We start from the raw sequence: 25,108 nt of genomic DNA, 5'->3' as shown, positions 1-25,108 counted from the left end.
ATGGCGTTGTTGATACTCGCGATCATGCTGGGGCTGCTCTTCCTGGGCTACCCCATGAAAGTCCCGCTCCTCGCCTCCGCGCTGGCGGTGCTGCTGCTGTACTTCCCCGAGGTCAACTCCGCCGTCGTCATCCAGCAGTGGATCGGCGGTATCAAGCCCGCCGCCCTGCTCGCGGTGCCCATGTTCATCTTCGCCGCCGACATCATGACCCGCGGCCAGGCGGCGGACCGCCTCCTCAACCTGGTCATGGCCTTCGCCGGCCACCTGCGCGGCGGGCTCCCGATAACGAGCGCGATCAGCTGCACGCTCTTCGGGGCCATCTCCGGATCCACCCAGGCCACCGTCGTCGCGATTGGCGGGCCGCTCCGGCCCCGCCTGATGCAGGCCGGCTATTCGTCACCTTTTTCCACGGCGCTGATCATCAACGCGAGCGATATCGCGCTGCTGATCCCGCCGAGCATCGGCATGATCGTCTATGGCGTCGTGTCCGGCACGTCCATCGGCGAACTCTTCCTCGCGGGCATCGGACCCGGGCTGCTGATTCTGCTGCTGTTTTGTGTCTATTGCTATATTCGCTCGATCCAGATGAAGATACCCCGCCTCGAACGGCAGGACTGGCCGGCCCGCCGGGCGGCGGCGCGGCGCGCCATCCTCCCCCTGGGCTTCCCCCTGATCATCATCGGCGGGATTTACACGGGCTGGTTCAGCCCGACAGAGGCGGCGGCCGTATCGGTGCTCTACGCGCTCGTGCTGGAGGTGCTGGTGTTCCGTGAAATCTCCCTCAGGGACGTGCCCGCCATCGCCACCAACACCGGCCTCGTCACCGCCGTCGTCTTCGTCCTCGTCGGCGCGGGCGCGGCGTTTTCGTGGGTCATCTCCTTCGCCGAACTACCGCAGGCGCTCATCACGGACGGCCTCGGCCTCACCGCGGAGTCGGGCTACTACACGATCATCGCCGCCATCGCGATCGCGTACTTCATCGGTTGCATGTTCGTGGATCCCATCGTGGTGATTCTGATCCTGACGCCCATATTCCACCCCATCGCGGTGGCGGCCGGGATCGACCCCGTCTTCGTCGGCGTCGTCGTCACGATGCAGGTCGCGATCGGCTCGGCCACCCCGCCGTTCGGCTGCGACATCTTCACCGCCATCGCAATATTCCGGCGCCCCTACCTCGAAATCGTGAAGGGCACGCCGCCCTTCATCGCCATCCTGCTGTTTTCCGCCGTGCTCGTGGTCCTGTTCCCCGCCATCGCCCTGTTCCTGCGCGATCTGGCGTTTCGCTGAGCGGGCCGTGAAGGACTTTTAGATACGTGGACACAAACCTCTTTCTACTGATGCTGATCATCCTGAACCCGTTCTCGCAGGTCCTCTACCTCCGGGAGCTGTTCGAAACCATGCACTTCAAGCGCTTCACGCGCGTGCACCTGCGGGCAAGCTTCTACTCCTTCATCATTTTCGTCGTGTTCGCCATCTCCGGCCAGCCGATCCTTTCGGATGTCTTTCAGATCCGCCTTGGCTCCCTGCGCGTCTTCGGCGGGATGATCAACCTCTACGTCGCCTACCGCTACATCACGGCGGGGGAGGGCAGCACCCAGCTCTTCCGCGGCGAAGTCCGCGACCTGGCCCCCAAAATCGCCCTGCCCTACATGGTGGGCCCCGGGATGCTCTGGGTCAGCATCCTGATTGGCGAGAAGCACGGCGCCCTCCTCGGAACGGGCGTCATCGCGGGCGTGCTTTTCGTCAACATCGTCTTCGTGCTCTGCGCCTACGGCGTGTTCCGGAACGCCGAGGGCGCCCGGGAGACGGCCTTCGCGAAGTATTTCGCCGTGCTCATGCGCATTATGGCCCTCTTCGTTGGGGCCGTCGGCGTGGAGATGATCGTCGGAGGCCTCCAGGAACTGCTGTCCGAGGCGCGGCCCGTCTGACCGCGCCGCGCGGCCCATCCCCCCTCCCCCCCCTTGTGATCCGCGCGGGCCTTTCACTATACTGCGCGCCATATGTGGGCGGGGATCCGTTCCGGTGAACGCGCGTCTTTTTTTCGGCCTGATCCGGTCCCGGAATTCGGGCCGGAGCGCCCCCGCGGCGTGCGCGCCACCCTCCTTCGCGAGGGCGCGCGGGCCGTTTCCCCATGCTCGCGCAGCTTTGAACCAGGCGGCGGACACCGCGTCCGGATAGAGGAAGAGATACGATGGCAGATCACGCACCCCGCGCAATTGTTACCGGCATCACGGGCCAGGACGGCTCGTACCTGGCCGAATTGCTGCTGGAAAAGGGTTACGAGGTATACGGCCTCGTCCGGCGATCGAGCACCGAAAAGTTTGAGCGGATTAACCACATCAAGGACCGCCTGCACCTGCTCCAGGCCGACCTGGCCGACCAGGTTTCCCTGATCGAGGCCGTCGGCGATATCCGCCCCCGGGAAATCTACAACCTCGCGGCGCAGTCCTTCGTGCCCACCTCGTGGAACCAGCCGCTGCTCACGGGGGACATCACCGCACTCGGCGTGACCCGGATCCTCGAGGCCGTGCGGCACGTGAACAAGGACATCCGCGTCTACCAGGCCTCGTCGAGCGAAATGTTCGGCCACGTGCGCGAAACGCCGCAGACGGAACTGACCCCGTTTTATCCCCGCAGCCCCTACGGCGTCGCGAAGGTCTACGGGCACTGGATCACGATCAATTACCGCGAGAGCTACGACATGTACGCCTGCTCCGGTATCCTCTTCAACCACGAATCCCCCCGTCGCGGCCTGGAATTCGTCACCCGGAAGATCACCGACGGAGTGGCGCGCATCAAACTGGGCCTGGCGAGCGAGTTGCGCCTGGGTAATCTCGACGCGAAACGGGACTGGGGCTTCGCCGGCGACTACGTGCGCGCGATGTGGCTCATGCTGCAGCAGGACACGCCCGACGACTACGTCATCGCCACGGAAGAGACCCACAGCGTCCGGGAATTCTGCGAGCTGGCCTTCGGCCGCGCGGGGCTGGACTACAACGACTACGTGAAGGTGGATCCGAAGTTCTACCGCCCCGCCGAAGTGGAGCTGCTCCTGGGCGACTGCACCAAGGCCAAGAAACAGCTGGGCTGGGAGCGCGAATGCAGCTTCCCGGAACTCGTCCACCGGATGGTCGACGCGGACCTGGAGCGCGTCCAGGCCGAAATCGACAACCGCATCGTCGTGGTATGACCGGACGCGCGCTGATAACCGGCGCGGCGGGTTTCGTGGGAACGCGGCTGGCGGACTACCTCCGCGGCCGCGGCTGGGACGTCGTATGCAGCGGCCACCCGGCCCGAGAAGGCATGATCCCCTGCGATTTCCGCGACGCCGACTCCGTGGCCGCGCTCCTGCGCGATGCGGGCGCCGTGACCCATGTGTTCCACCTCGCCGCGATCGCATTCGTGCCCGATGCCGAGGCGGATCCTCTGCTTGCGATGGATGTGAACCTAAACGGGACCATCCGCCTCAGCGAGGCCATGCGGGAAGCATGCCCCGATGCGCGGCTTGTCTTCATCGGAAGCGCGGACGCCTACGGGCCGCCGCAGTCCATTCCGGTGACCGAGGAGCATCCCCTCAATCCCGTGAACACTTACGCCATCAGCAAGGCGGCGGCGGATCACTACTGCGGGCGGCTTGGGCGCGTGAAGGCGCTTGATTGCGTGCGTCTCCGGCCTTTCAACCATACTGGTCCCGGACAGAACGAAAGCTACGTGCTCTCCAGCTTCGCCCGGCAGATCGCGGCCATCGAAGCCGGCCTGCACGCGCCCGTCGTGCGGGTTGGAAACCTGGAGGCGGCGCGCGATTTCCTGCATGTGGATGACGTGCTCCGCGCCTACGAGCTCGCCGCGTTGCACGGGCGCGCCGGCGCGGCCTACAACATCTGCTCCGGCGTCTCCGTGCCCATCCAGTCGGCCCTCGACCAGCTCGTGGCCATGAGTACGGTTGACGTTTCCGTAGAGCAGGACCCGGCGCGCATGCGCCCCTCCGATGTGCCGGAGATCCGTGGCTGCCACGACCGCTTCACCGAAGCGACGGGCTGGCAGCCGGAAATCCCCTTCGAGTCCCTGCTGGAAGGCCTGCTGGGGTACTGGCGCGCGCAGCTGGCCGGCGCGCCCGCGCCATGAGCGCGATTCCGCAATCCAGCAAGCAGATTGCGCTGGAAGGCCTGGTCGATCTCGCGGGACACTACCGGCGCCAGAGCAAGACCATCGTCTGGACGAACGGCTGCTTCGAAATACTGCACGCCGGCCACATCGATTTCCTCCTGAAGGCGTCCCGCCTGGGCGATGTCTTTATTGTCGGGGTCAATAGCGACGCGTCCGTGGCGGCGGTCAAGGGCCCGGGGCGTCCCCTCGCCACCGAGGCGGAGCGATTGCTGGTCCTGTCCGCCGTCGAGTGCATCGACTACATCACCGTCTTCGACCAGCCCGACTGCGCCGAGGTGCTGCGGGCGCTCAAGCCGGATGTCTACGCCAAGGGGCTCCACCACCTCCACGGCGGCCTCAACGAACGCGAGCGCGCCGTCATCGAGGAATCCGGCGGCTGCATCGCGCTCATCGCGGGGGACCTCACGAAGTCCACGGCCTCGATTGTGGAGCGCATCCGCCGTGGATAGCGGCCCGCCCCCATGCGCGTCCTGATCGGCGGCTACGTGCCCGAGGAAGGGCGCGCGAGCATCCTGCGCACGGCGTATTCCATCGCGCGCCACGCGGCGCCGATGCTCGGCGCGGGCGACGAGATACAACTCCTGGACGCGCCCGGCGGCGATTGCGGGCGCGCGGCGACCCACCCGAAGCGGGTGAAGCTGCGGAAGCGCTTTCTCAACCCCGCCCGCCTCGCCTGCTGCCGCGCGGACGTCATCCACCTCATTGACAACGACCACGCCTACGGCATCGCCCCGTGGAACTACCGGCGCACCGTCGTTACGTGTCACGATCTCATGCCCTACCTCCTCGATCCCTCCCTGCGCTCCATTTTTCGCGGCCGGGCAGGACGGCATTTCTACGCCAGGGCCACCCAGGCCCTGGCCCGCTGCGCCCACGTGGTTTGCGTCTCGGAATTTACCCGCCGCACGCTCCTCGACATCGCCGCTTGCTCCGAGGATCGAACCAGCGTCATTCCCCAGGCCGTGGAGGCGCACTTTCAGCCTCTGGACCCCGGCGACGACGCCCTGGGCGCCTTCCGGCGGCGGCACGGGCTGGAAGGCAAGCGCGTGGTACTCCACGTGGGGACCTGTCTGCCCTACAAGAACATCGGCGGCCTGCTGGAGATCTTCCGGTCCCTTCCCGAAGACGTTGTGCTGCTCAAGGTCGGCGGAACGTTCGCGCCGGAGGAACAGCAACTCATCGCCCGGCATGGACTGGAACCCCGCCTCGCACACCGCACGCAACTGAGCGAGCCGGACCTCGTGCTGGCCTACAACGCCGCCGACCTGCTCCTGTGGCCCTCGCGGTTTGAAGGCTTCGGGCTGCCCGTCCTGGAGGCCATGGCCTGCGGGACGCCCGTGGTCTGCTCGGACGGCGGCGCGCTGCCCGAGGTGGCCGGTGAGGCGGCGCGGGTGCACCCCGTGGATGACCTGGCGGGCATGGCGGCCTCGTGCGTTGCGATTCTCGCGAACCCGGAAGAAGCGGCGGCCCTCCGCGCGGCGGGCCTCGCGCGCGCAAAAGCGTACACCTGGGAGGCGGCGGCGCGCGCGTACTGCAACGTGTATCATGCGGTGGCCGCCGGGCGCGCGCCGTGATCCGGGCCCGCGGGCGCGCCGGCATCGTCACCACGTGCGGCGGGCTGCTCGTAGCGGCCTGCGCGCTACTGGCCTGGCGCGCTCCCGAATTCGCCTACGGGTCCGACATGGCCGCCCGCCCGATCCCCTTCCTCGTCGCGCTCCTGATGGGCGCTGGCGCCGTCTACCTGGCCGCCGTGTGGGCCGGCGGCTCCCTCCCGCCAACGCGCAACGCGCTTGCGTGGATCTTCGCCGCGGGCGTCCTGATGCGCATCGCGGCGTCCGCCGGCCCCCCGGTGCTGGAAGATGACTTCTACCGCTACCTCTGGGACGGCGCCGTGGTGGCATCCGGGCAGAACCCCTACGCGCACGCGCCCGGGGCCATCCGGGACGGCCTCGTGGCGGACCCGGAGCTGGCCGCGCTCGCGGCGGATTCGGGCGCCGTGATTGCGCGCGTGAACCACGCACACCTGCGCACGATCTACCCGCCGGCGGCGCAGGCCTTCTTCGCGATTGCGCATTGGGCCGCGCCGTGGTCCATCGGGGGGCTGCGGCTGGTCTATTTCGCGCTCGATTGCGCCGTGTTCGCGATCCTGATCGGCCTGCTTCGCGCGCTCGATCTTCCCGCGTGGCGGGTGTTGATTTACTGGTGGAATCCGCTCTTCGTGAAGGAATGCTACAACAGCGTGCACATGGATCTGCTGTTGGTCCCGCCGATGTTGCTGGCGCTGCTGTTGGTCTTGCGCGGGCGCGCACGCCCCGCCGCCGCCGCCCTGGGCCTCGCCGCGGCCATCAAATTCTGGCCCGCGCTCCTGGCGCCGATCGTGGCGGGCGCCCGCGGCCCGGGCTGGCGCCGCGCTCTGTACGCCGTGCTCCTGTGCGCGGCCCTGGCGCTGGCCCTTGTCGCGCCGATGCTGCTCTGGGGCGGCCTGGGCAACGGCGCTGGCCTAGTGGCCTATGGCGCGCGCTGGGAGATGAACGACGCGCTGTTCATGGCGATCGCCTGGCTGGGCGCGCGGTCCGCCGCCCTTGCCGGATCGCCGCTCGGCCCGCAAGAGGCGCACCTGCTCGCGAAGGGCATCACGGGCGTTGCGCTCGCGGCGCTGGCCTGCGCCGGCGGGTGGTCGGTGTGGCGGCGGCGCCAGCTCGGAGTGGCGGAATTGGACCAGCGCCGCCACCTGGCCGCCTGGTGGTGCACCGTGGCCGCCGCGCTCTTTCTGCTCAGCCCCGTACAGTTCCCGTGGTACTACGCCTGGCTGCTGCCCTGGCTCGTGCTGGTTCCAAACCGCGGGCTTCTCCTGCTGACCGTCATGCTGCCGCTCTACTACCTCAAGTTCTACTTCGACGCCCGGGGGCAGGCCGACTTCTTCCACTACCGCGTGGTCTGGCTCGAGTATGCGCCAGTCTGGGGGCTGCTGCTGTGGGACGCCCTCCGCCGCTTCCGCGCTCCGAGGGGCCGGAAACCGACTTCCTGACGAATATGCGCGGATCCATTTCGGGACCATAGTCCAATTTCGAGACTATTTGGCGAACAGATACGCCTCGCCCCCGCACCCAACCCGCCGGCACGGAACCCGCTAAGCCTCTGTTATACAACCCCTTGCGACGTCACAGCCCCATTGGCATGATCGCTGCTTTATGCAAGCCGTGAGTCTGAATGGCGAGGCGCTGTTCAATCCGAACCAACGAAGAGTAAGCCCCACGACGGGGTCGAGGAAAGACACGATGAGCAACATCAAGATGCAGGATATTCAAGAAGTCATGGCCGTGAATCCCGTTGAGGCCGAACAGGTAAAGGGCGGGCCAGCCTATATCAAGTTTGACGGCGTCGACGGCGAGTCCCGCTCCGTTCAATCCGGCGGCGCCCACTTCGCGTTTGGCGACGGCTCGGTACGCTTCTGATGCGTCCCATTTGCTCTTACCGATCTGGCGACCGCGGAAGCGGTCAAGACGACCACGACGCGGCATGCAGCGGATGAGGAAGCCGCGCAGGTGAAGGGGGGCCCCCACTACTACACGCCCACCGACTGGTACAGCCCGGCCTACAGGTCGCTGGACGCCAGCGGCAGGCGGTAGCCTGTGGGAAGCCCCCGGGGAGGGTCGCCAGGCCAGGGAACGCCGCGTCGGGATCGTGTCGCGGCGTTCCCGCTTTTTGTGCCGTCGCGCACGGCTGCATGGTAGCGCCCTGAAGCCTCGGTCGCAAAACGCAACCACGAATGGCCCCGTTCTGCGAGAGTCATTGATCCCGCATTGCCACAGTGAATGGGCTAAAGGTTTAATTTATAAGACCTTACGATAGTGACAGGAAATTGGCACAAAAATCGCTTTTAACAGGCGTTAGGCCATCATGGAGGAATCATCATGAACAAGTCACCCATACAACCCGATGCCCCCAGGAACAAGCCCGCCAAGCGCGTGATTCTGCTTGAAGACCTCGACGGCGCGGAAGACGATGTCATCGGCGGCGCGGGGCAGAAGCTTTTCTTCGGCGAGACCGCCACGCCCCCGATCGACTTCCCGGGGCTGATGGGCGGCAAGTAACGGGCCCGCCTGCGCCGGCGCCGCGGCGCTTTCCTTACCTTGCCAGAGATGCCGGCGCTCCAACACGCGCACTTTGATTGGTTCCAGGCTCGGTATCGACTCAAGTTTACGCCCATACGCCATGATCGGGTCTTGGATGCGATTGCGCTGATCATCTCTCATTCGCCACTTGTAATGTGCTCGGGCACGGTCTATAATGACGGGTGTGTTGAATTGTACCCTGGCTGACGTCTTCCCCCCGCACCGCGCCCGGCAAACACGCCTTTGTAATGCGCGCCGCGGAACCGCGAAGGCCAATGGCAGGCCGTGTTCCAGGCGCGCAGGCGGTAGCTCCCCCCGATCCATCGCCGCGTGGCGCCCATGTCCCGCATTGCGCCGGGACCAAATTCTGTGTCGCACAGAGGACAGGAGTAAACCATGTTTGGTTTTGGAATGACTGAGTTGGTTATCGTATTGGTTATTGTGCTGCTGCTCTTCGGCGGATCCAAGATCTCGGGCGTGGGACGCTCTCTGGGCGAAGCGATCACCGAATTCAAGGACGCCGTGAAACCGGACGAGAAGTCCGACGAAATCAAGCACGAGACGCGCAACGCCGCGAAGAGCGAGACAAAGGACGAGGCGAAGGAGGAGGAGTAATCCCCCGCCACCGGTAATCGCAACGGTGCGCGTTCACGCCGAAATGAACGCGCGCCGTTTTCTGTTTTGCCCGCGCGGCGGCTTGAACCCCCGCCAACCCTGTGCTACAATCGCCGCAACCCATCGGAGAACGGAAATGAACCGCTCTAAGTTCCTTTGCGGCAGTGTCTTGCTCGTCATCGCCACCCTGCCCCTGGGGTGCGCGCATGCCGCACGCGACACCACCGGTTTCGCCCTGAACCACGCCGTCGTTGTCGATGCCCCCTTCGACGCCACCTGGCAATCCGTCAAGGATGTGTTGCGCGAAAAGGAACTGGATATCTACACGCGGGACAAGCGCGGCCACTTCATCGCGCTTACGCCCGAGCGGCGTCGCCTGCTCCAGCCAAATCGCTACAAGTACACCATCGATCTTGAAGCGGTCTCCGACAACAGCACCCGGGTCGCCCTGGACACCCGGAAGCAAACGTACGGCGTGACCCTGCTCACCTACCCCGGCTGGCACGACCGCAAGACCGAGGAAACCGGCGAGCCCGAGGCGCTGCTGGAGGCGATTCAGGCGCGCGCGACCGCTGTTGCCGCGGATCGCTGATTCGCGGGCCGGCGCGCCGAAGCAGGCCCTCCTTCCGCCCCTCCGCCGGCATGCCCTCCGCCCGCCTCAAAACCCGAATTTCAAGGGCCATTTGCCGGATATACCGGCGCATGGTATACTCCGTGCACCTGTAGTACGGAGTTTGTAATTCATGCCCGTTACCGTTGATATCACCTGCCCCCACTGCGCCGCCGAAGGCCGGATTCAGCTGCCCTCCCCCGCCACCATCATCGTGGGACCCTGCCCCGAGTGCAACGGCATGGTCGCCGTCTTCTGCGGCGCCGCCCTCGCGCTCGACCAGCACACGATGCTGCAAGGCGAATCCGAGGATCGCCGCGATCACGTGGCTTCCGTCCTCACCCAGTTCGTCCGCGAACGCGTGGGGCGTCTCTTCTCGCGCGACGGCGCGCCCGACGCCCCCGGAGACCGCGCGTTCCCGGTTCATCCCGAGGCCGAACTGCACGTGATCGGTGAGCCCGATGAGACGCCCGTTGATGCCCCCATCTCGCCCGAGGAAGTGGAGTCCTTCCGGACGATCGATCTCCGCCTTCTGGACAATTCCGACTACTTCCACGCCATTTTCGGCGAGCGCTGAACGCCCGCCCGGGGGCCGCCGCGAATCGGGGATGTTTTGAAACGCGCGCGACGCCTCCGCTACACTCATGGGCGAGCAGCGCCCCGTTCCGCCCGGTCGCCCCGCGCGTGACGCTGGACGCCGCTCTTCCCCGGCTTTCGCCCCTTTTCCCCGACCGTTCGGACGCCCCCGCGCGACCGCCTTAACCACAGGAATGCCTTCATGAGCAAGTACAGCCTGAACCCCCTGCCGAACTATACCCCCTTTTCGGGCCCGCTGCTGTTTATCATCATGGACGGCGTCGGCCTGGGGCCGAAGGATGAATCCGACGGGGTTCACCTGGCCTATACGCCCACGCTCGACTGGCTCTTCGAAGAGCCGCTCTTCACGAAGCTCAAGGCGCACGGCACGGCGGTGGGCCAGCCCACCGACGAGGACATGGGCAACTCCGAAGTGGGGCACAACGCGCTCGGGGCCGGGCGCGTCTTCCCGCAGGGCGCGAAACTCTGCAACGAGGCCATCGCCGACAAGCGCGTCTTCCAGGGCGACGCCTGGAAGACCATCGTGGCCCGCGCGAAGGAAGGCGGCACGGCCCACTTCATCGGCCTCCTCTCCGATGGCAACGTGCACAGCAACATCCAGCAACTGCTCGACATCCTCGACCAGTGCGCCGCCGAGGGTGTCGCGCGCGTGCGCTGCCACATCCTCACCGACGGCCGCGACGTCGGCGAGCGATCCGCCCTCGGCTATATCGAGCAGCTCGAAGCCAAACTCGCCGAATGCAGCGAAGGCGGGCGCGACTACCGCATCGCCTCCGGCGGCGGGCGCATGTACATCACCATGGACCGCTACAACGCCGACTGGCCCATGGTCGAGCGCGGCTGGCGCGCCCACGTGCTCGGCGAAGGCCGGCAGTTCGCCTCCGCCGCCGAGGCCGTCCAGACCTACTACGACGAGGACCCGCGGGTAACCGACCAGCACGTCGGCGAGTTCGTCATCGCGGAAGACGGCAAGCCCGTCGGCGCGATCGAAGACGGCGACGCCGTGGTCTTCCTGAACTTCCGGGGCGACCGCGCGCTGGAAATCACCCGCTGCTTCGAAGAGGGCGACGAGTTCGCCGAATTCGATCGCAAGCGCCGCCCGGACGTGTTCTACGCCGGCATGATGCAATACGACGGCGATCTGAAGCTGCCGAAGAATTTCCTCGTGCAGCCCTCCAAGATCGCCGGGACCATCAGCGAATACCTCTGCGGCGCCGGGATCAAGAGCTTCGCCATCTCCGAGACCCAGAAATACGGCCACGTCACCTACTTCTGGAACGGAAACAAATCCGGCTACATCAACGAGGGCCTCGAAACCTTCCTCGAAATCCCCTCCGACAACATGACCTTCGACAAGCGACCCTGGATGAAGGCCGGAGAGATTACCGACGCCCTCCTCGACGCCATGAAGACCGGACAGTACAAGTTCCTCCGCGCCAACATGCCCAACGGCGACATGGTCGGCCACACGGGCCACGCCCTCGCCGTCCGCATCTCCGTCGAAGCGGTCGACCTCGGCCTGGAACGGCTGCTCTACGACGTCGAGAAAGCCGGCGGCATCGCCGTCATCACCGCCGACCACGGCAACGCCGACTGCCTCTTCACCGAGAAAAAAGGCAAGCGCGAGCCCCACGTCGCCCACACCCTCAACCCCGTCCCCTTCGTCATCAAGGACTACTCCGGCGCCAACGCCTGGCGCATGCGCGCGATCGACACCCCCGGCCTCAGCAACGTCGCCGCCACCCTCATCAACCTGCTCGGCTTCGAACAGCCCAAAGAATACGACCCCTCGCTCATTGAGCTGGCCTGATCGCCGGGACAATCCCCACGGATATCCCCGACGCCCCGCCGCGCGACAACGCGGCGGGGCGATCGCTTTTCGGGCGGGATGATCCATGTCCAACATCCGCGCCAACGCCCCAAAAACGCGCCACGCGATTCCGCCCCAGGCGGATTCGTGTGCCTGGAGCAAAGCCAACCCAACACCGCCACAACCACCCCGCACGAGCGGCTCAACTCCCAGGAGGCAGGGCATCCGGCCTGTATCCACCCTTCCACCACCCCTGTGACAACTATCAACCGCCAACTGTCAACTGTCAACTGTCAACTGTCAACTGTCAACTGTCAACTGCCCCGCAAGGGCTTGCCCGTGCCAGTCACCCCAGAGACCGACACGCCAATACCACCCCCAACTACACGTCGAGCAAGCACAAGCCCCCCGTCACAGTCACGCCTCCCACCGCTACCCGGACCGGGACAGGCGCGCGCACCGGCGGTGTTCGGGAAGGGCGGCGGTCGCATGCGCGGGACGCCGGTCTATGTGCGTGGGGTCGAGGTGAGCAGCGCGCACCCGTCCCTTGGCGGCGCCAACCCAAGGGACGTACCCGCGCACTGGCGCCAGACGTTGCGGCAGGCGCCCTCGCGTCCAATGGCGCCCGGAGCGTCAACGCTTCACGCCGCAGCGCGGGGGTATGTCCCGGTCGGGGTCGGGCCGTTGCGCGCGGCATGCATCGGCATCAAGGGGCGAAAATGCTGCCTGCTCCTCGCTTTTTCAACGCATGCACCCACCACTTCCGTGCCACGGGGTTCGGGGCGTCCCGCACCAGTTCCAACTGCCCGCCGCCGCAGCAGCTCGGATCAGCGCCAAGCGTCCGCCGTGGCGAATACTCGAACTCCGTAACCTTACCCCGCGGGTCCGTCATCTCAATCATGGCACCGAGGTCATCATAGACGTAACAGGTGGTGATGTCTAGACCAAGAGATAGATTAATAGGTGGTTGTCCCTAGTTTATAGTTTTCGATAGCTCCACCCGTAGTACATGCAGTTCTGGGCCGTCACCGCTGTGATGGCCACCGAGCCCACCATCACCGCGATCTGGTGGCCCCCATTAATAATCCTTGTCGAACTGCATGCCGCCATGCTGGAAAGTCATTTCTACCAGTCCGGGTTTATCGGGCACCACCTCCACTAATTCCTTCGTAACCGCCTGGACTTCCGGGCTCCCCGTTCGGTGCAGCTCATGAATAGCCCAGCCCAACATAGGCCAGATCCCGCGGCCAGAGTGATCCTCTCCGTCCAGATTGGTTCCGAATACGGGACCTCGTGCGAGCGCGGCCAACGCGCGGGCGGTGGCAACGTCCGCAGACTGCACAATGTACCACAGCATGGTCACAATCTCCTTTTGCCCGTAACCAAACCGCACGGTGTCCTTTTCCATAGCCGCCAATAGTCCTAACTGTGACGCAAGAGCGTCTGGGCCCTGCGCGAAGATTATCGAGTCCAAAGCCCGATATCGATCACTCCAGGGTGTGCTCTCCGCGGTCACAGCCGTAAGCATTTCGTCAAAGATTCGGGCAACCCGTTCGTGGTCGGGTGGAAGAATCTTCAGGGGAATAGCCTTTCGGAATGGCTTCTCAAGCACCGGATGCCATTCACTTCGATTTTTTTCCATATAATAGTTGAGACGCGGCGCCTCCACAACGACAGTATAACTGCCTGCTGGCAACGCCGTGGAACTCCAGCGATGCACGATCAGCGTCTTGGTATACGATTCCCCCGCCCCGAGCGGCTTGAACAGCAAGAACTCAAGCCCATTAACGGCAGGCCATGGTTGTCTTGGACGTCTCTTGACCTCCTGGGCATTCAGGTCGTCTATTTGCAATCGGACATTGTCATTTATGGATGTCAGGGACACGGTTGCAAGTTCGGGATTCCCATCCTCTTCCCGCGTGACTGTCAAATAGACATAGAGTGGTGCCCCCGCAATCAGTGCTGTCTCCGAGATTTCCGCAGTCACCGTGAACCTTGGCGGGACGAAGGTTCCGGCGACCGCTGTAGTATTCGAGGTCAAGAAGAGAACGACAATAGCTCCAACAAATAAGAAAGTCTTCATAGTGCTCCTCCTCGGAATTAGGGACATTCCAGGATGTGCTCGTTTCCATCACAACCAGCGAGCTTCTGTATCGACAACTTTTGCCCAGTTCCATACGACTTTCTGCGGATTGTTGTCGTATCCAAAAGTGTGTATTGATTACACCCATGCCCCCAAATGAAGAACTGCTTCATTGTGTACTCTCCTCCGATTGACGCTTCACTTGACATAGCCCCGATATAGTGGTTGTCTCTAATCGCTGCCCTTCCCGGGCTTACTCTATCATTGCTGGCTACAGGGCGACTCGCATATCTAAACGACATTTGAATGCTAGTTACATACGATGGCTTGATGATACTAGCGTACCAGGAGGAGGCAGGTAGCTAGGCAAATAGGGACAGCCCTCTATTTTTTCCTCCCGCCACCCGTCTTTACCTTCCGCGGGCGGCCGACGGGCAGGGCGCGGAGGCGGCGGCCGAGTTGGGCTTCCAGCATACTCAGGAAGCCGGCCGTGCCCAGGGGGCGGCCGGTGTGGGTGTTGCGGCGGAAGGTCTCGGCGAAATCGGGGTCGATCCCCTGCTCCAGCACCGCGCGCCAGCGGGCTTCGTCGCCGTGGGCCTCGCGCCAGCGGTCGAGGTCGAGCAGGCCGTCGTCCTTTCGCTCCCCCACATGCACGGCCGCGCTGGACCACCGGTAGCGCCACGGCTTCCGCACCATCTTCGCGCGGACGGGGTTCTGCTCGACGTAGTGCATCGCGTTGCCGTAGTGGGCTTCGTCGAGCGTGCAGGAGTGGAAACGGCCCTGCCAGAGATGGCCGCTGCGCTGGTGCAACTGGTTGAAGTACTGGCTGTAGCGGAAGTGCGCGCGCCCGATGGCGTTGGCCAGGGCCTCCTCCACCTCCGGCACGGCAATGATATGCACGTGGTTGGTCATCAGACAGTAGCCGTGGATACGGAGCCGATACCGCGTCGCGTATTGCCGCAGAAATTGGAGGTACACCCGCCGGTCGTCGTCCACAAAGAAGACGTCCTGCTGGTTATTACCGCGCTGGGTGATGTGGTGGGGCTCTCCCGCCACCACGATGCGTGCGAGTCTTGGCATGGGGAAGAGTATAGCGCGGAAACGGGGATTTGTCAAGAATAGGTGGCTGTCCCTGTTTTAGTGGCACGCCCGGGGGAGGCGATGGGGATGACGCGACAGACCCGCCGGTTGAGCTTGGTGGAGGCTTGGAGCGTGGGGCGGTTTTGCCGCTCGTGCGGGGTGGTACTGGCGGTGGTGGGCTGGTGTTGCTCCGGGCACACGAACGCGCTGGGGCGCGATCGCGTGGCACGGGGTGGGGTTTGGGGGAACGGAGGGTGAGGTGGCGTGGCGTGGCGCTCCCTGGGGGGACTTGCACGGGCAAGCCCTTGCGGGCTTGTCCGTGGCACGCCTGGGGTGGCGATGGGGATGACGGGACAGACCCCGCCGGTTGGGCGTTGTGCGCCCGATTGGAGCAGGGATAGTTGACGTCCGGGTCAGATATGCCGGGTGGGGTGGTTGGGCGTGTCAGTCCCTGGGGGGGCGCGATCGCGTGGCACGGGGTGGGGTTTGGGGGGAACGGAGGGTGAGGTGGCGTGGCGTGTCAGTCCCTGAGGGGACTTGCACGGGCAAGCCCTTGCGGGCTTGACCGTGGCACGCCTGCGGGAGGCGGTGGGGATTGCGGCGAACTCAGGCGCCTGTCGCCGTGGTCAGGCGGCGCCGCTTACGCCCGCGAGGCACAAAATGTGGTGAAAACTGGGAACCCGACTCCCACATGGGGTATTCTATCCGCCATGGAAACCCCGCCCTTTGAATTCGCGCGCTTGAACTATCCCCTGGCCCGGCACACCCTGTATCACATCGGGGGGCCGGCGACGGTGGCGCTGTTGCCCCGGGATGAAAACGAGGCGGCGGAGGCGTTCGCGTGGATGCGCGCGCAGCCGGGCAAGAAGCTGGTGCTTGGGGGCGGGTCGAATGTCCTCATCAATGATGCGGGTTTCGACGGGATCGTCCTTTTCACGACCGAACTGAAGCGCATGGAGGGCCTGGGCGGCGATCGCTACTATGTTGGCGCGGGCCGCGAGCTGGACGACATGGTCCGCAACATCATGCTGGTCCACAATTACGACGGAGTGGGGGGCTTCACGGGCATTCCCGGATCCGTGGGCGGCGCTATCTACATGAACGCCGGCACGGTGAAGGGGAGCACCTGCCAGTGGATGGCGTCCGTGGACGTGATGAAGCCGTCCGGCCTGGAGACCATCCCGATGCGCCCGGAACTCTACAGCTACCGGGGCCAGACCTTCTGCGATCCGGGCGACGTAATCCTCGGCGGCGTTTTCCAGTTCACGCCCGCCGAGACGGACCAGAGCGCGATCTACGCGCATTACAAGCAGCGGCGCCGGGAGAAACAGCCGCAGGGCTTCTGCTGCGGGAGCGTGTTCAAGAACCCCGAGGGCGGGCACGCGGGCGATCTCATCGAGCGCTGCGGCCTCAAGGGAACACGCCGCGGCGGGGCGATCGTGAGCCCGATGCACGCGAACTTCATCATGAACGACGACAACGCCACGTTCCAGAACGTGCTGGACCTGATCGCACTCGCCAAAGAACGGGTGCGGGCGCAGCATGGGGTGGAGCTCGAAGAGGAAGTGCGCATTATCTGGTAGCGCGCCGTTGCATCCCGCCCGGCATTGGTCTATCATGGCGCCCAGGTTCGGGGTCCGGGGAGGACGGGAGAGCGCGTCCATACCGGCCGGACCATGGAGAAACGGCGCGCCTGTACGCCGCCGCAACCCGCAGGAGTCCTGCCCGCATGAATATCCAAGATCTTTTTGACCTCGTCGCCCAGGAGAAAGCCTCCGACCTGCTGATTAGCGCCGGGGCCCCGCCCATCCTGCGGATTCACGGCCAACTCTTCCGGAGCCGGACCGATGCCCTCACCCCGGAGCAGACGGAGCGCCTGATCTTCGATTTCCTGACGGACGAGCAGCGCGAGCAGTTCCTGCAGAACAAGGAATTGGACTTCTCCCTGGCCTCCGGCCGCCGGCACCGCTTCCGCGTGAACGTCTACCGACAGAAAGGCGCGGTCACCGCCGCCTTCCGGCCGATTCCCGAGTCCATCCCGGGCCTCGCGGATCTCGGCCTGCCCGAGGCCGTGGCAAGCATCGCCAAGGTGAAGCAGGGCCTCGTGCTGGTCACGGGGCCGACGGGCCACGGCAAGACGACCACCCAGGCGGCGATGATCGACCTCATCAACCACGAACGCGCCTGCCACATCATCACCGTGGAAGACCCGATCGAATACGTGCACACCCACAAGAAGTCGATCGTGGATCAGCGCGAAGTCGGCGGCGACACCAACAGCTTCCCGACGGCGCTGAAGTACGTCCTCCGGCAGGATCCCGATGTGATCCTGATCGGCGAAATGCGCGATCTGGAGACCATCAAGGCGGCGCTTACGGCGGCGGAGACCGGCCACCTCGTCTTTGCCACGCTCCACACGAACGACGCGATCCAGACCGTGGACCGCATCATCGACGTGTTTCCCGGCCACGAGCAGCAGCAGATCCGGTTCCAGCTCTCCCTCACGCTCCACGCGATCATCTCCCAGCGGCTCCTGCCCAACGCGGACAACACCGGGCGCGTGCTCGCCTGCGAGATGCTCATGAACAACACGGCGATCGCCAACCTCATCCGCGAAGGCAAGACCCACCAGGTCTACAGCGTCGTGGAGACGAGCACCCGCGAGGGCATGATCACGATGGACCGCTCGCTGAAGAACCTGTACAAGGCGGGGCTCATCTCCGAGGAGGACGCCCGGGCGCAGATGAAGGATCCGAACAACCTGGACGGCGGCTCCTCCAGCACCTCGCCCGCCGCCGGAAAAAAGCCCGCCAAGAAGCCCGTGAAGAAATAGGCCGGCGGCGGATCGCGGGCGCCGCTTGCGCGGGCATTGCCGGGGTGGACAGCCGGGACGGCTATCCTACTTTTGTCGCGGATAAGGGGGCGTGTCCCTTTGGGGGTGCAGCCTTTCATGGGGCGTAGCGTCACTCGTAGAGGATGAAAGGCCGGTCGCTTCGCAACCGGTACACAGCCGGGACGGCTGTGCCACGTTCCTTGCGCGCTTCACCCTGGTTTTTTACGTGTACCATTAAGGGAATGTGGCGCAGGTTTGTGTTGTCGAGAAATCAAGCTACCTTCATTCCGCTAAAGTATTGCATATTTCGGATGGAGCGCCGGCGCGGTCGGCGAACCTGCTATACTTCCGCCCGGTTTCGCACGAAGTACCGCAACTTCCCGGAGTTTTTTCATGCACCCCGCCTCTTCTCCCGCCCGCGGCTGGGATTTCTGGATTGATCGCGGCGGCACGTTTACCGATGTCGTGGCCCGCGACCCGCAGGGCCAGATCCATGCGCGCAAATTGTTGAGCGTGAATCCGGCGCATTACGCCGACGCGCCGCTGCACGCGATCCGGTCGTTGCTGGGGCTGCCCGCGGGCGCACCAATCCCGCCGGACCGGATCAACGCGGTGAAGATGGGCACGACGCTGGCCACCAACGCGCTGCTGGAGCGCAAGGGGGCGCCGGTCGCCTTTCTGGTGACGAAGGGCTTCGCGGATTTGCTGGCGATTGGTTACCAGGACCGGCCGGACCTCTTCGCGCTGCATATCCAGCAACCGGACACCCTGGCGGCGCGCACGATCGAGGTCACGGAGCGGATCCTGGCGGACGGCGCGATCCACACCGCCCTCGACAAGGCCGGGGTGCGGGATGCGCTGGTGTCGGCGCGGGCGGCGGGCATCGACAGCGTCGCGGTGCTGCTCCTGAACAGCTACGCCAACCCGATCCACGAGTTTCGCATTGGTGAGATTGCGCGGGAGCTTGGCTTTTCGCAGATCAGCCTGAGCCACGAGGCAGCGAACGAAATCAAGGCGGTGGGCCGCGGCGACACGGCGCTCGCGGACGCCTACCTCACGCCGATCATCCGGGATTACATCGCGCGGGCGCGGGAGGCGCTGGGGGCTGACGCACCGCTCCGCTTCATGCAGTCCAACGGCGGCCTGGCGGATGCGCGGCGCTTTTCCGGCAAGAACGCGATCCTCTCGGGGCCGGCGGGCGGCGCGGTGGCCTATGCGGCGATCTGCCGGGAGGCTGGCTTCCCGAAGGCGATTGGCTTCGACATGGGCGGCACTTCCACCGACGTGAGCCGCGCCGACAACACCTTCGAGTTTGTCTACGAAAAAACGGTCGCGGGCGCGCGTATCAAGGCGCCGATGATCGCGATCGAAACGGTGGCGGCGGGCGGCGGATCGATTCTGGCGTTTGATGGGCACCGCTGCACCGTCGGGCCGGAGAGCGCGGGCGCACAGCCGGGACCGGCCTGCTACGGCGCGGGCGGCCCGGCGGCGGTGACGGACGCCAACCTGGTTCTCGGGCGCATCCAGCCGCGCTATTTTCCGGCGTGCTTCGGGCCGAACGCGGATCAGCCGCTGGACGCGGCGGCGGCGCGGGCGCGCATCGGCGCGCTGGCCGAGGCCATGGCGGCGGCGGCGGGGCGCACGGTGTCGCTGGAGGAGGCGGCGGCGGGCTTCATACGGATTGCTAACGAGAACATGGTCAAGCCGATCAAGGCCATCAGCGTGGCGCGCGGCTACAACGCGCGGGAGTATGCCCTGTGCTGCTTCGGCGGCGCGGGCGCGCAGCATGCCTGCGCCGTGGCGGGCGCGCTGGGCATGCGCCACATCGTGCTGCATCCCCGGGCGGGGGTCTTGAGCGCGCTGGGCATGGGCCTGGCCGATCTGGCGCACTCGGAGAGCGAGCCGGTGCTGGCGCGCCTGGACGAGCAAGCCCTCGCGCGGATCCTGCCGCGATTCACGGCGCTGGAGTCGCGCGGGCGGGCCGTGCTTGAACGCGACGGCATCGCGCCGGACGCGGTCCAGTTCGCGCGCAGCGCGGAGCTCCGCTACGAAGGCGCGGACGCGGCCCTGGAGATTCCGGTGGAGACGGACACAAACTGGGCCGATGCGTTTGCGGCGCTTCACCAGCAGCGCTACGGCTTCGCCAAGCCGGGGCATCCCATCGAGGTGGTGAACCTGCGCCTGCGCGCGACGGGCCGCTTCGAGAACCGGGCGCCCCTCTCGGCGGCCTTGCCCGGCGCGGCCTCTTCGGCGGGCGCGCCCCCCGTACCCGAGGATCGCGTGACGGTGTATTTCGATACCGTACAGCCCGATGGCGCACGCACCCTGGCGCCCGTGGAGACGCCGGTTTATCGTCGGGACGCGCTCCTGCCCGGCCAACTTCTCGCGGGCCCCGCCTTCATCGTCGAGGAGGCCTCGACGGTCATCGTGGATCCCGGCTGGTCCGCAGCGGTGGACGCGCTGGGCAACCTGATTCTCACCGCCGAGGCCGTCGCCGAAACCGAGCACATCGCCGCCGAGGCCGACCCCGTGCTACTGGAGGTGTTCAACAACCGGTTCATGTCCATCGCGGAGCAGATGGGCGAGTGCCTGGAGCGCGCGAGCCACTCCGCGAATATCAAGGAGCGCCTGGACTTCTCCTGCGCGGTGTTCGGGCCGGACGGCGCGCTTGTGGCGAACGCGCCGCACATTCCGGTGCACCTGGGGGCCATGGGCGAGAGCGTGAAGGCGATCCTGCGCGATGCGGGCGACGCGATGCGCCCGGGCGACGTCTACCTGACCAACGATCCGTATCACGGCGGTTCGCACCTGCCGGACATGACGGTGGTGACGCCCGTGTTCTCGGAAGCGGGCGAGCGCATCTTCTTCGTGGCCAATCGCGGCCACCACGCGGACGTGGGCGGTATCGCGCCGGGATCCATGCCCCCGTTTTCGAAGCGCATCGACGAGGAGGGCATCCGCTTCCACAATTTCGCGCTGGTTTCCGGCGGAGAATTCCGGGAGAAGGAGCTGCGCGACGCGCTGGCGGCCGGTCCCTGGCCCGCGCGCGATATCGAGGAGCGCCTGAGCGATTTTCGCGCGCAGATCGCCGCAAACGTACTCGGCGCGGATCTGCTGCGCGGCCTGTGTGACCAGTATACCGTCCGCGCCGTGCAGGCCTACATGGGGCACGTGCGCAGGAACGCCGCGGACACCATGGCGGACTGCATCGCGGCGCTTCCCGATGGCGCGTACTCGTTTACGGAGATCCTGGACAGCGGCGCGCCGATCCGCTGCGAAATCACCATCGACGGATCGCGGGCCATGGTGGATTTCACGGGAACCGCGCCGCAGCTGGAGGGGAATCTGAACGCGCCGCGGGCCGTGGCGCTCTCGGCGGTGCTCTACGTCTTCCGGACGCTCGTGGGCAAGCCCATCCCGCTCAACAGCGGCTGCCTGGACCCGATCGAGGTCATTATTCCGGAAGGATCGCTGCTGTCTCCCCGGCCTCCGGCGGCGGTGGTGGGCGGCAATGTGGAAACCTCGCAGCGGATCTGCGACGCGATCTACGGCGCGCTGGGCGTCCTGGCCGGGAGCCAGGGCACCATGAACAACCTGACCTTCGGCGACGACACCTTCGGCTACTACGAAACGATCGGCGGCGGGACGGGCGCGGGCCGCGGCTTTCCGGGGGCTTCGGGGGTGCACAGCCACATGACCAACACGCGCATCACGGACCCCGAAGTGCTGGAGCGGCGCTATCCGGTCATCCTGCTACAGTTCTCGATCCGGCGCGGATCGGGTGGCGCGGGGCGCTGGCGCGGGGGCGACGGGCTCGTCCGCGCAATCGAGTTCCGGCGCGCGGTGACGGTATCGTGCCTGATGGAACGGCGGACCACGGCGGCCTTCGGCCTCGACGGCGGCCAGCCCGGCCTGCCCGGCCAGAACTGGCTGCTGCGCGGCGAATTCCCGGAGCACCTGCCGGGCCACGCGCAGGTGGCGGTGGCTCCGGGCGACGTGCTGATCATCGAAACGCCGGGCGGTGGCGGCGCGGGCGCCCTGTAGCCCCGGCCTACAGCGTCTTGAAGACCTCGCGCGCGGCTTCGAGCGTCTTGTCGATGTCGCTGTCCCCGTGGGCCGTGCTCATGAAGGCCGCCTCGTACTGCGAGGGCGCGAAATAGACGCCGCGCTCGAGCATGCCCCAGAAAAACTTCGCGTAGCGCGCGGTATCCGACTTCGTGGCTTCGGCGTAGTTGCGGATCGGGCCGGGGTGGAAGAACATGCAGGCCATCGATCCCACCTGGGTCTGGTAAACGGGGACGCCGGTCTCCCGCGCGATGGCGCCCAGGCCGTCGCCGAGCTGCTTGAGCTTCGCCTCCAGGCTCTCCATGACGCCGGGCTGAGCGATGGCGTCGAGCGCGGCGATGCCGGCGGCGGTGGCCAGGGGATTGCCGGAAAGCGTGCCGGCCTGGTAGACGGGGCCGACGGGCGACAGGTGATCCATAATCTCGGCGGGCCCGCCGTAGGCGCCCACGGGCAGGCCGCCGCCGATGACCTTGCCGAGCGTGCAGAGGTCCGGCGTGACGCCATAGCGTTCCTGCGCGCCGCCCAGGGCCACGCGGAACCCGGTCATCACCTCGTCGAAGATGAGCAGCGCGCCGTAGTCGCTCGTGAAGGCGCGGAGGCCCTTGAGGTAGCCCGGCACCGGCGGGATGACGCCCATGTTGCCGGCAACCGGCTCCACGATGACGCAGGCGATATTCGGGCCGTGCTCCTCGAAGACGTCGCGGATAGCGTCGAGGTCGTTAAAGGGCACGGTCAGCGTCGTGGCGGCGTAGGCCTTGGGAACGCCGGGGCTCGTGGGGACGCCGAGGGTGGTCAGGCCGCTGCCCGCCTTGACGAGGAGGCTGTCCACATGGCCGTGGTAACAGCCCTCAATCTTCACGACCAGATCGCGCTTTGTGTAGCCGCGCGCGAGGCGGATGGCGCTCATGGTGGCCTCCGTGCCGCTGTTCACGAGGCGCGCCTTCTCGATGCAGGGGACGAGCTTCGCCAGCCGCTCCGCGAGCAGGATTTCGGCCTCGGTGGGGATGCCGAAACTCGCGCCGCGCGAGAGCGCATCGCGCACGGCGGTCTCGATGGCCTCGTGCGCATGGCCCAGGACGAGCGGACCCCAGGAGAGCACGTAGTCGATGTACTCGTTGCCGTCCGCGTCGGTAATGGTGGCGCCTTTCCCCGATGCGACGAAGAAGGGATCGCCCCCGACGCCCTTGAAGGCGCGGACGGGGCTGTTTACCCCGCCGACGAGGGTCTTGTTGGCGGCGGCGAAGAGGGCTTTGGACTTGTCGTGGTTCATGTCGGAACGAAACCTTTACTTTTGGGGGGAACGCCCAGTTGCGGGGCGGGCGGCGGCATAAACGGCGCTATTGTATCAGGTGACACGCCCGATTGATAAAACCGCGCGCGGGGGGGCCATCCGGGCAATTGCAGTTGTAACAGTTTAGCCGTCTGAAGCAAAGAAGATTTTCAACCACGAATGAACACAGGGCAGCCTCTGGCCGCAACCAAGAAATTGGTCATCACGAGGGGCACGAAGAAGAACTGCGAAGAGCTTTAACCGCAGAGAACGCAAAGAGCGCATAGGGTGATTTTTGTTCGCAGATGGTGTAGGTGGTTGAGTGACGGCGCGTTTTTTTAACCACGAATGAACTCCAATGCACACGAATGCATTGGTATTATCTAACTGTGCGGATCCGCGCGCAACCTTGAGAAGACTCCTTCGTTGGGCGAAAGGGTTGATCTATGTTCTCCGCGGCCAATCAGATTTCTCGCTGCCTGGATGCGGGCCTGGGTAAAGGCCGGCTTCATGAACCGAGTCTCCGTTGCTTATTCGTGTCTATTCGTGTCCATTCGTGGTTAAACTGCTATTCAACTTCAGGCGGCTAAAGTGTTACTCGCATTCAAACTTCCAACTTGAGCCGGGCGCCCTCTGATCGACCTTGAATGTTAAAGAGGGGTGCGGCTCTGGTATTACCGCGCCTCGACAGTAGGAACCCCGTTATGATACGGGCTTTCAGCCCTGGCCGAAATCGTCGTCATTTTTCCTGGGCCTGCGGCCCAGGCTGGTATGATCGGGCGCCTTCGGCGCAGAAGAAATGATACTTCGAAATTCGGGTCCGAAGGCCTGCATCAAACCAGCCTGGGCCATCGGCCCAGGCAAAGGGATCCAACAGGTGATGCGGGCTGAAGGCCCGGTCCACAGCGCCCGTAATTCATCGGTAATATCAAAACTGCACCCTCAAAAAGGGCGCGTGTTGGAGCGCTGGCATTTCGCCTGCGTCGAATCCCCGACCTTGCCGGCACAGATGCCGGCGCTCCAAGACGCTCACTTTCGTTGATTCCAGGTTCCAAATCGACTGAAGCTTATGCCCATATACCGAGATCGGGTTTCAATGCGATTGCCCTGGGAGGGCCGTCACGAGCATTTCAGGATCACGCCCAGCTCCGTGCGCGCGGCCGCCCGGGGGACCGACGCCGTGACATCAACCTGGGCGCACCAGGCGATGTCCTCCTCCAGGCCGATCCGGCGGAGTTTCGCGGCGTGCGGGGCGCCGGCGAAGAGCGCGTCGAAGCCTTCGGCGTCAATCCGATCGCGCCAGTGCTCGAAGAGATCGCGGCCCTCGCCGATGGCGACCCCGGCCTTCATGGCGATGGCCACGGCGGCGCAGCGGTCTTCCTGGGCGTCGAAATTCGGGTCTCCCGTCAGGCCCGCCGGAATGAGCACCACGTCGCGGCCGGCGCCGGCGGCGGCGCGTGCGGTGGCGGAGGCGTTCACGGTGGAGCCCATGAGCACGGTGTGCGCCTGCCAGGCGGAGATCAGGCGGCCGGCGCCGGTGGTGGTGGTGAAGATGACGTCACGGCCCTTCGCGTGGCCGGCGTCCCGGGGGCTGTTGCCGTAGTCGAAGCCCTCGGGCGGCAATCCCCCGCGCTCGCCGAACAGGAGCGCCTCGGGCATTTCCCGCCGCGCGCGCCGGGCCTCTTCCACCTCGCGCACGGCGAGAATGGAGCGCGCGCCGGCATCACAGAGCATGGCGGCCGTGGCGCTGGCGCGCAGCGCATCCACGATGACCGCGGTCAGGTTATGTTCCACGGCGAAAGCGCAACCAGCCTCGCCTTCGATGATGTGCCATTTCATGAGTACATTCCGGGGGTTTGGGCG

21 protein-coding genes are annotated in these 25,108 nt (G+C 65.5%); 16 read left to right on the top strand and 5 right to left on the bottom strand.

Going from position 1 to position 25,108, the window contains the following annotated elements; translation table 11 throughout:
* The 13 genes from KF886_00760 (at position 1) to gpmI (ending at position 11,914) form a co-directional block, all read left to right on the top strand.
* Positions 1 to 1,287 carry a TRAP transporter large permease gene (locus KF886_00760; protein ID MBX3175867.1) on the top strand — a complete coding sequence of 429 codons (1,287 nt, stop codon included), beginning with the start codon at positions 1 to 3 and terminating at the stop codon, positions 1,285 to 1,287.
* 26 nt (positions 1,288 to 1,313) lie between these two features.
* Positions 1,314 to 1,928, top strand: a complete 615-nt coding sequence (locus KF886_00755) for a MarC family protein (protein ID MBX3175866.1) — start codon at positions 1,314 to 1,316, stop codon at positions 1,926 to 1,928.
* 263 nt (positions 1,929 to 2,191) lie between these two features.
* The gene (gene gmd / locus KF886_00750; GenBank protein MBX3175865.1) at positions 2,192 to 3,190 is read left to right on the top strand and encodes a GDP-mannose 4,6-dehydratase; all 999 of its coding nucleotides are present in this window, start codon (positions 2,192 to 2,194) and stop codon (positions 3,188 to 3,190) included.
* Positions 3,187 to 4,125 (top strand): GDP-mannose 4,6-dehydratase, encoded by a 939-nt coding sequence (locus tag KF886_00745; GenBank protein MBX3175864.1) that lies wholly within the window; start codon positions 3,187 to 3,189, stop codon positions 4,123 to 4,125. Before gmd ends, KF886_00745 begins: the two co-directional genes overlap by 4 nt.
* A complete protein-coding gene (locus tag KF886_00740) occupies positions 4,122 to 4,616 on the top strand; it encodes an adenylyltransferase/cytidyltransferase family protein (protein ID MBX3175863.1) in 495 nt (164 codons plus the stop codon). Before KF886_00745 ends, KF886_00740 begins: the two co-directional genes overlap by 4 nt.
* Positions 4,617 to 5,024: 408 nt before the next feature.
* Positions 5,025 to 5,741 carry a glycosyltransferase family 4 protein gene (locus tag KF886_00735; protein MBX3175862.1) on the top strand — a complete coding sequence of 239 codons (717 nt, stop codon included), beginning with the start codon at positions 5,025 to 5,027 and terminating at the stop codon, positions 5,739 to 5,741.
* On the top strand, positions 5,738 to 7,195 hold the full coding sequence (locus tag KF886_00730; protein MBX3175861.1) for a DUF2029 domain-containing protein: 1,458 nt from the start codon (positions 5,738 to 5,740) through the stop codon (positions 7,193 to 7,195). Before KF886_00735 ends, KF886_00730 begins: the two co-directional genes overlap by 4 nt.
* A gap of 250 nt (positions 7,196 to 7,445) precedes the next feature.
* A complete protein-coding gene (locus KF886_00725; protein MBX3175860.1) occupies positions 7,446 to 7,622 on the top strand; it encodes a hypothetical protein in 177 nt (58 codons plus the stop codon).
* A 459-nt stretch (positions 7,623 to 8,081) separates the two neighbouring features.
* A complete protein-coding gene (locus KF886_00720; GenBank protein ID MBX3175859.1) occupies positions 8,082 to 8,261 on the top strand; it encodes a hypothetical protein in 180 nt (59 codons plus the stop codon).
* A 417-nt stretch (positions 8,262 to 8,678) separates the two neighbouring features.
* Entirely contained in the window at positions 8,679 to 8,897 is a 219-nt protein-coding gene (gene tatA, locus KF886_00715; protein MBX3175858.1) for a twin-arginine translocase TatA/TatE family subunit, read from the top strand.
* A gap of 136 nt (positions 8,898 to 9,033) precedes the next feature.
* The gene (locus KF886_00710) at positions 9,034 to 9,489 is read left to right on the top strand and encodes a hypothetical protein (GenBank protein ID MBX3175857.1); all 456 of its coding nucleotides are present in this window, start codon (positions 9,034 to 9,036) and stop codon (positions 9,487 to 9,489) included.
* 151 nt (positions 9,490 to 9,640) lie between these two features.
* Positions 9,641 to 10,084 (top strand): hypothetical protein, encoded by a 444-nt coding sequence (locus KF886_00705; protein MBX3175856.1) that lies wholly within the window; start codon positions 9,641 to 9,643, stop codon positions 10,082 to 10,084.
* Positions 10,085 to 10,285: 201 nt separating this feature from the next.
* Positions 10,286 to 11,914, top strand: a complete 1,629-nt coding sequence (gene gpmI / locus KF886_00700; GenBank protein ID MBX3175855.1) for a 2,3-bisphosphoglycerate-independent phosphoglycerate mutase — start codon at positions 10,286 to 10,288, stop codon at positions 11,912 to 11,914.
* 706 nt (positions 11,915 to 12,620) lie between these two features.
* Here gpmI and KF886_00695 read toward each other — a convergent pair.
* The 3 genes from KF886_00695 to KF886_00685 all read right to left on the bottom strand — a co-directional run bounded on the left by KF886_00695 (position 12,621) and on the right by KF886_00685 (position 15,077).
* Positions 12,621 to 12,815 (bottom strand): hypothetical protein, encoded by a 195-nt coding sequence (locus KF886_00695; GenBank protein MBX3175854.1) that lies wholly within the window; start codon positions 12,813 to 12,815, stop codon positions 12,621 to 12,623.
* A gap of 177 nt (positions 12,816 to 12,992) precedes the next feature.
* Complete coding sequence (locus KF886_00690) at positions 12,993 to 13,997, bottom strand: hypothetical protein (GenBank protein MBX3175853.1); 1,005 nt, start codon at positions 13,995 to 13,997, stop codon at positions 12,993 to 12,995.
* A gap of 384 nt (positions 13,998 to 14,381) precedes the next feature.
* Positions 14,382 to 15,077 (bottom strand): transposase, encoded by a 696-nt coding sequence (locus KF886_00685; protein ID MBX3175852.1) that lies wholly within the window; start codon positions 15,075 to 15,077, stop codon positions 14,382 to 14,384.
* A 710-nt stretch (positions 15,078 to 15,787) separates the two neighbouring features.
* Between KF886_00685 and murB the strand changes: the two genes are divergently transcribed.
* From murB to KF886_00670, 3 genes are all read left to right on the top strand, one after another.
* Complete coding sequence (murB, locus tag KF886_00680; GenBank protein ID MBX3175851.1) at positions 15,788 to 16,660, top strand: UDP-N-acetylmuramate dehydrogenase; 873 nt, start codon at positions 15,788 to 15,790, stop codon at positions 16,658 to 16,660.
* 146 nt (positions 16,661 to 16,806) lie between these two features.
* Positions 16,807 to 17,910, top strand: coding sequence for a type IV pilus twitching motility protein PilT (locus KF886_00675; GenBank protein MBX3175850.1), 1,104 nt, complete (start codon positions 16,807 to 16,809; stop codon positions 17,908 to 17,910).
* Positions 17,911 to 18,303: 393 nt separating this feature from the next.
* On the top strand, positions 18,304 to 21,954 hold the full coding sequence (locus KF886_00670; protein MBX3175849.1) for a hydantoinase B/oxoprolinase family protein: 3,651 nt from the start codon (positions 18,304 to 18,306) through the stop codon (positions 21,952 to 21,954).
* Positions 21,955 to 21,961: 7 nt separating this feature from the next.
* On the opposite strand, the gene hemL is transcribed toward KF886_00670, so the two are convergent.
* Both hemL and KF886_00660 read right to left on the bottom strand, forming a co-directional pair.
* Positions 21,962 to 23,245, bottom strand: a complete 1,284-nt coding sequence (hemL, locus tag KF886_00665) for a glutamate-1-semialdehyde 2,1-aminomutase (GenBank protein ID MBX3175848.1) — start codon at positions 23,243 to 23,245, stop codon at positions 21,962 to 21,964.
* 1,119 nt (positions 23,246 to 24,364) lie between these two features.
* Positions 24,365 to 25,084 (bottom strand): 2-phosphosulfolactate phosphatase, encoded by a 720-nt coding sequence (locus KF886_00660; GenBank protein ID MBX3175847.1) that lies wholly within the window; start codon positions 25,082 to 25,084, stop codon positions 24,365 to 24,367.
* Positions 25,085 to 25,108: the final 24 nt, after the last annotated feature.

The organism is Candidatus Hydrogenedentota bacterium, assembly GCA_019637335.1.
Classification (GTDB): Bacteria; Hydrogenedentota; Hydrogenedentia; order Hydrogenedentales; family JAEUWI01; genus JAEUWI01.
This window is presented reverse-complemented; position numbering and strand designations above follow the sequence as displayed.

Coding starts and splice junctions, on each gene's coding strand:
- KF886_00745 (MBX3175864.1), top strand. CDS start 3,187: ATGACCGGACGCGCGCTGATAACCGGCGCGGCGGGTTTCGTGGGAACG.
- KF886_00710 (MBX3175857.1), top strand. CDS start 9,034: ATGAACCGCTCTAAGTTCCTTTGCGGCAGTGTCTTGCTCGTCATCGCC.
- KF886_00690 (MBX3175853.1), bottom strand. CDS start 13,997: ATGAAGACTTTCTTATTTGTTGGAGCTATTGTCGTTCTCTTCTTGACC.
- KF886_00695 (MBX3175854.1), bottom strand. CDS start 12,815: ATGATTGAGATGACGGACCCGCGGGGTAAGGTTACGGAGTTCGAGTAT.
- KF886_00705 (MBX3175856.1), top strand. CDS start 9,641: ATGCCCGTTACCGTTGATATCACCTGCCCCCACTGCGCCGCCGAAGGC.
- KF886_00725 (MBX3175860.1), top strand. CDS start 7,446: ATGAGCAACATCAAGATGCAGGATATTCAAGAAGTCATGGCCGTGAAT.
- KF886_00740 (MBX3175863.1), top strand. CDS start 4,122: ATGAGCGCGATTCCGCAATCCAGCAAGCAGATTGCGCTGGAAGGCCTG.
- tatA (MBX3175858.1), top strand. CDS start 8,679: ATGTTTGGTTTTGGAATGACTGAGTTGGTTATCGTATTGGTTATTGTG.
- KF886_00675 (MBX3175850.1), top strand. CDS start 16,807: ATGAATATCCAAGATCTTTTTGACCTCGTCGCCCAGGAGAAAGCCTCC.
- murB (MBX3175851.1), top strand. CDS start 15,788: ATGGAAACCCCGCCCTTTGAATTCGCGCGCTTGAACTATCCCCTGGCC.
- KF886_00720 (MBX3175859.1), top strand. CDS start 8,082: ATGAACAAGTCACCCATACAACCCGATGCCCCCAGGAACAAGCCCGCC.
- KF886_00670 (MBX3175849.1), top strand. CDS start 18,304: ATGCACCCCGCCTCTTCTCCCGCCCGCGGCTGGGATTTCTGGATTGAT.
- gmd (MBX3175865.1), top strand. CDS start 2,192: ATGGCAGATCACGCACCCCGCGCAATTGTTACCGGCATCACGGGCCAG.
- KF886_00660 (MBX3175847.1), bottom strand. CDS start 25,084: ATGAAATGGCACATCATCGAAGGCGAGGCTGGTTGCGCTTTCGCCGTG.
- KF886_00760 (MBX3175867.1), top strand. CDS start 1: ATGGCGTTGTTGATACTCGCGATCATGCTGGGGCTGCTCTTCCTGGGC.
- KF886_00685 (MBX3175852.1), bottom strand. CDS start 15,077: ATGCCAAGACTCGCACGCATCGTGGTGGCGGGAGAGCCCCACCACATC.
- gpmI (MBX3175855.1), top strand. CDS start 10,286: ATGAGCAAGTACAGCCTGAACCCCCTGCCGAACTATACCCCCTTTTCG.
- hemL (MBX3175848.1), bottom strand. CDS start 23,245: ATGAACCACGACAAGTCCAAAGCCCTCTTCGCCGCCGCCAACAAGACC.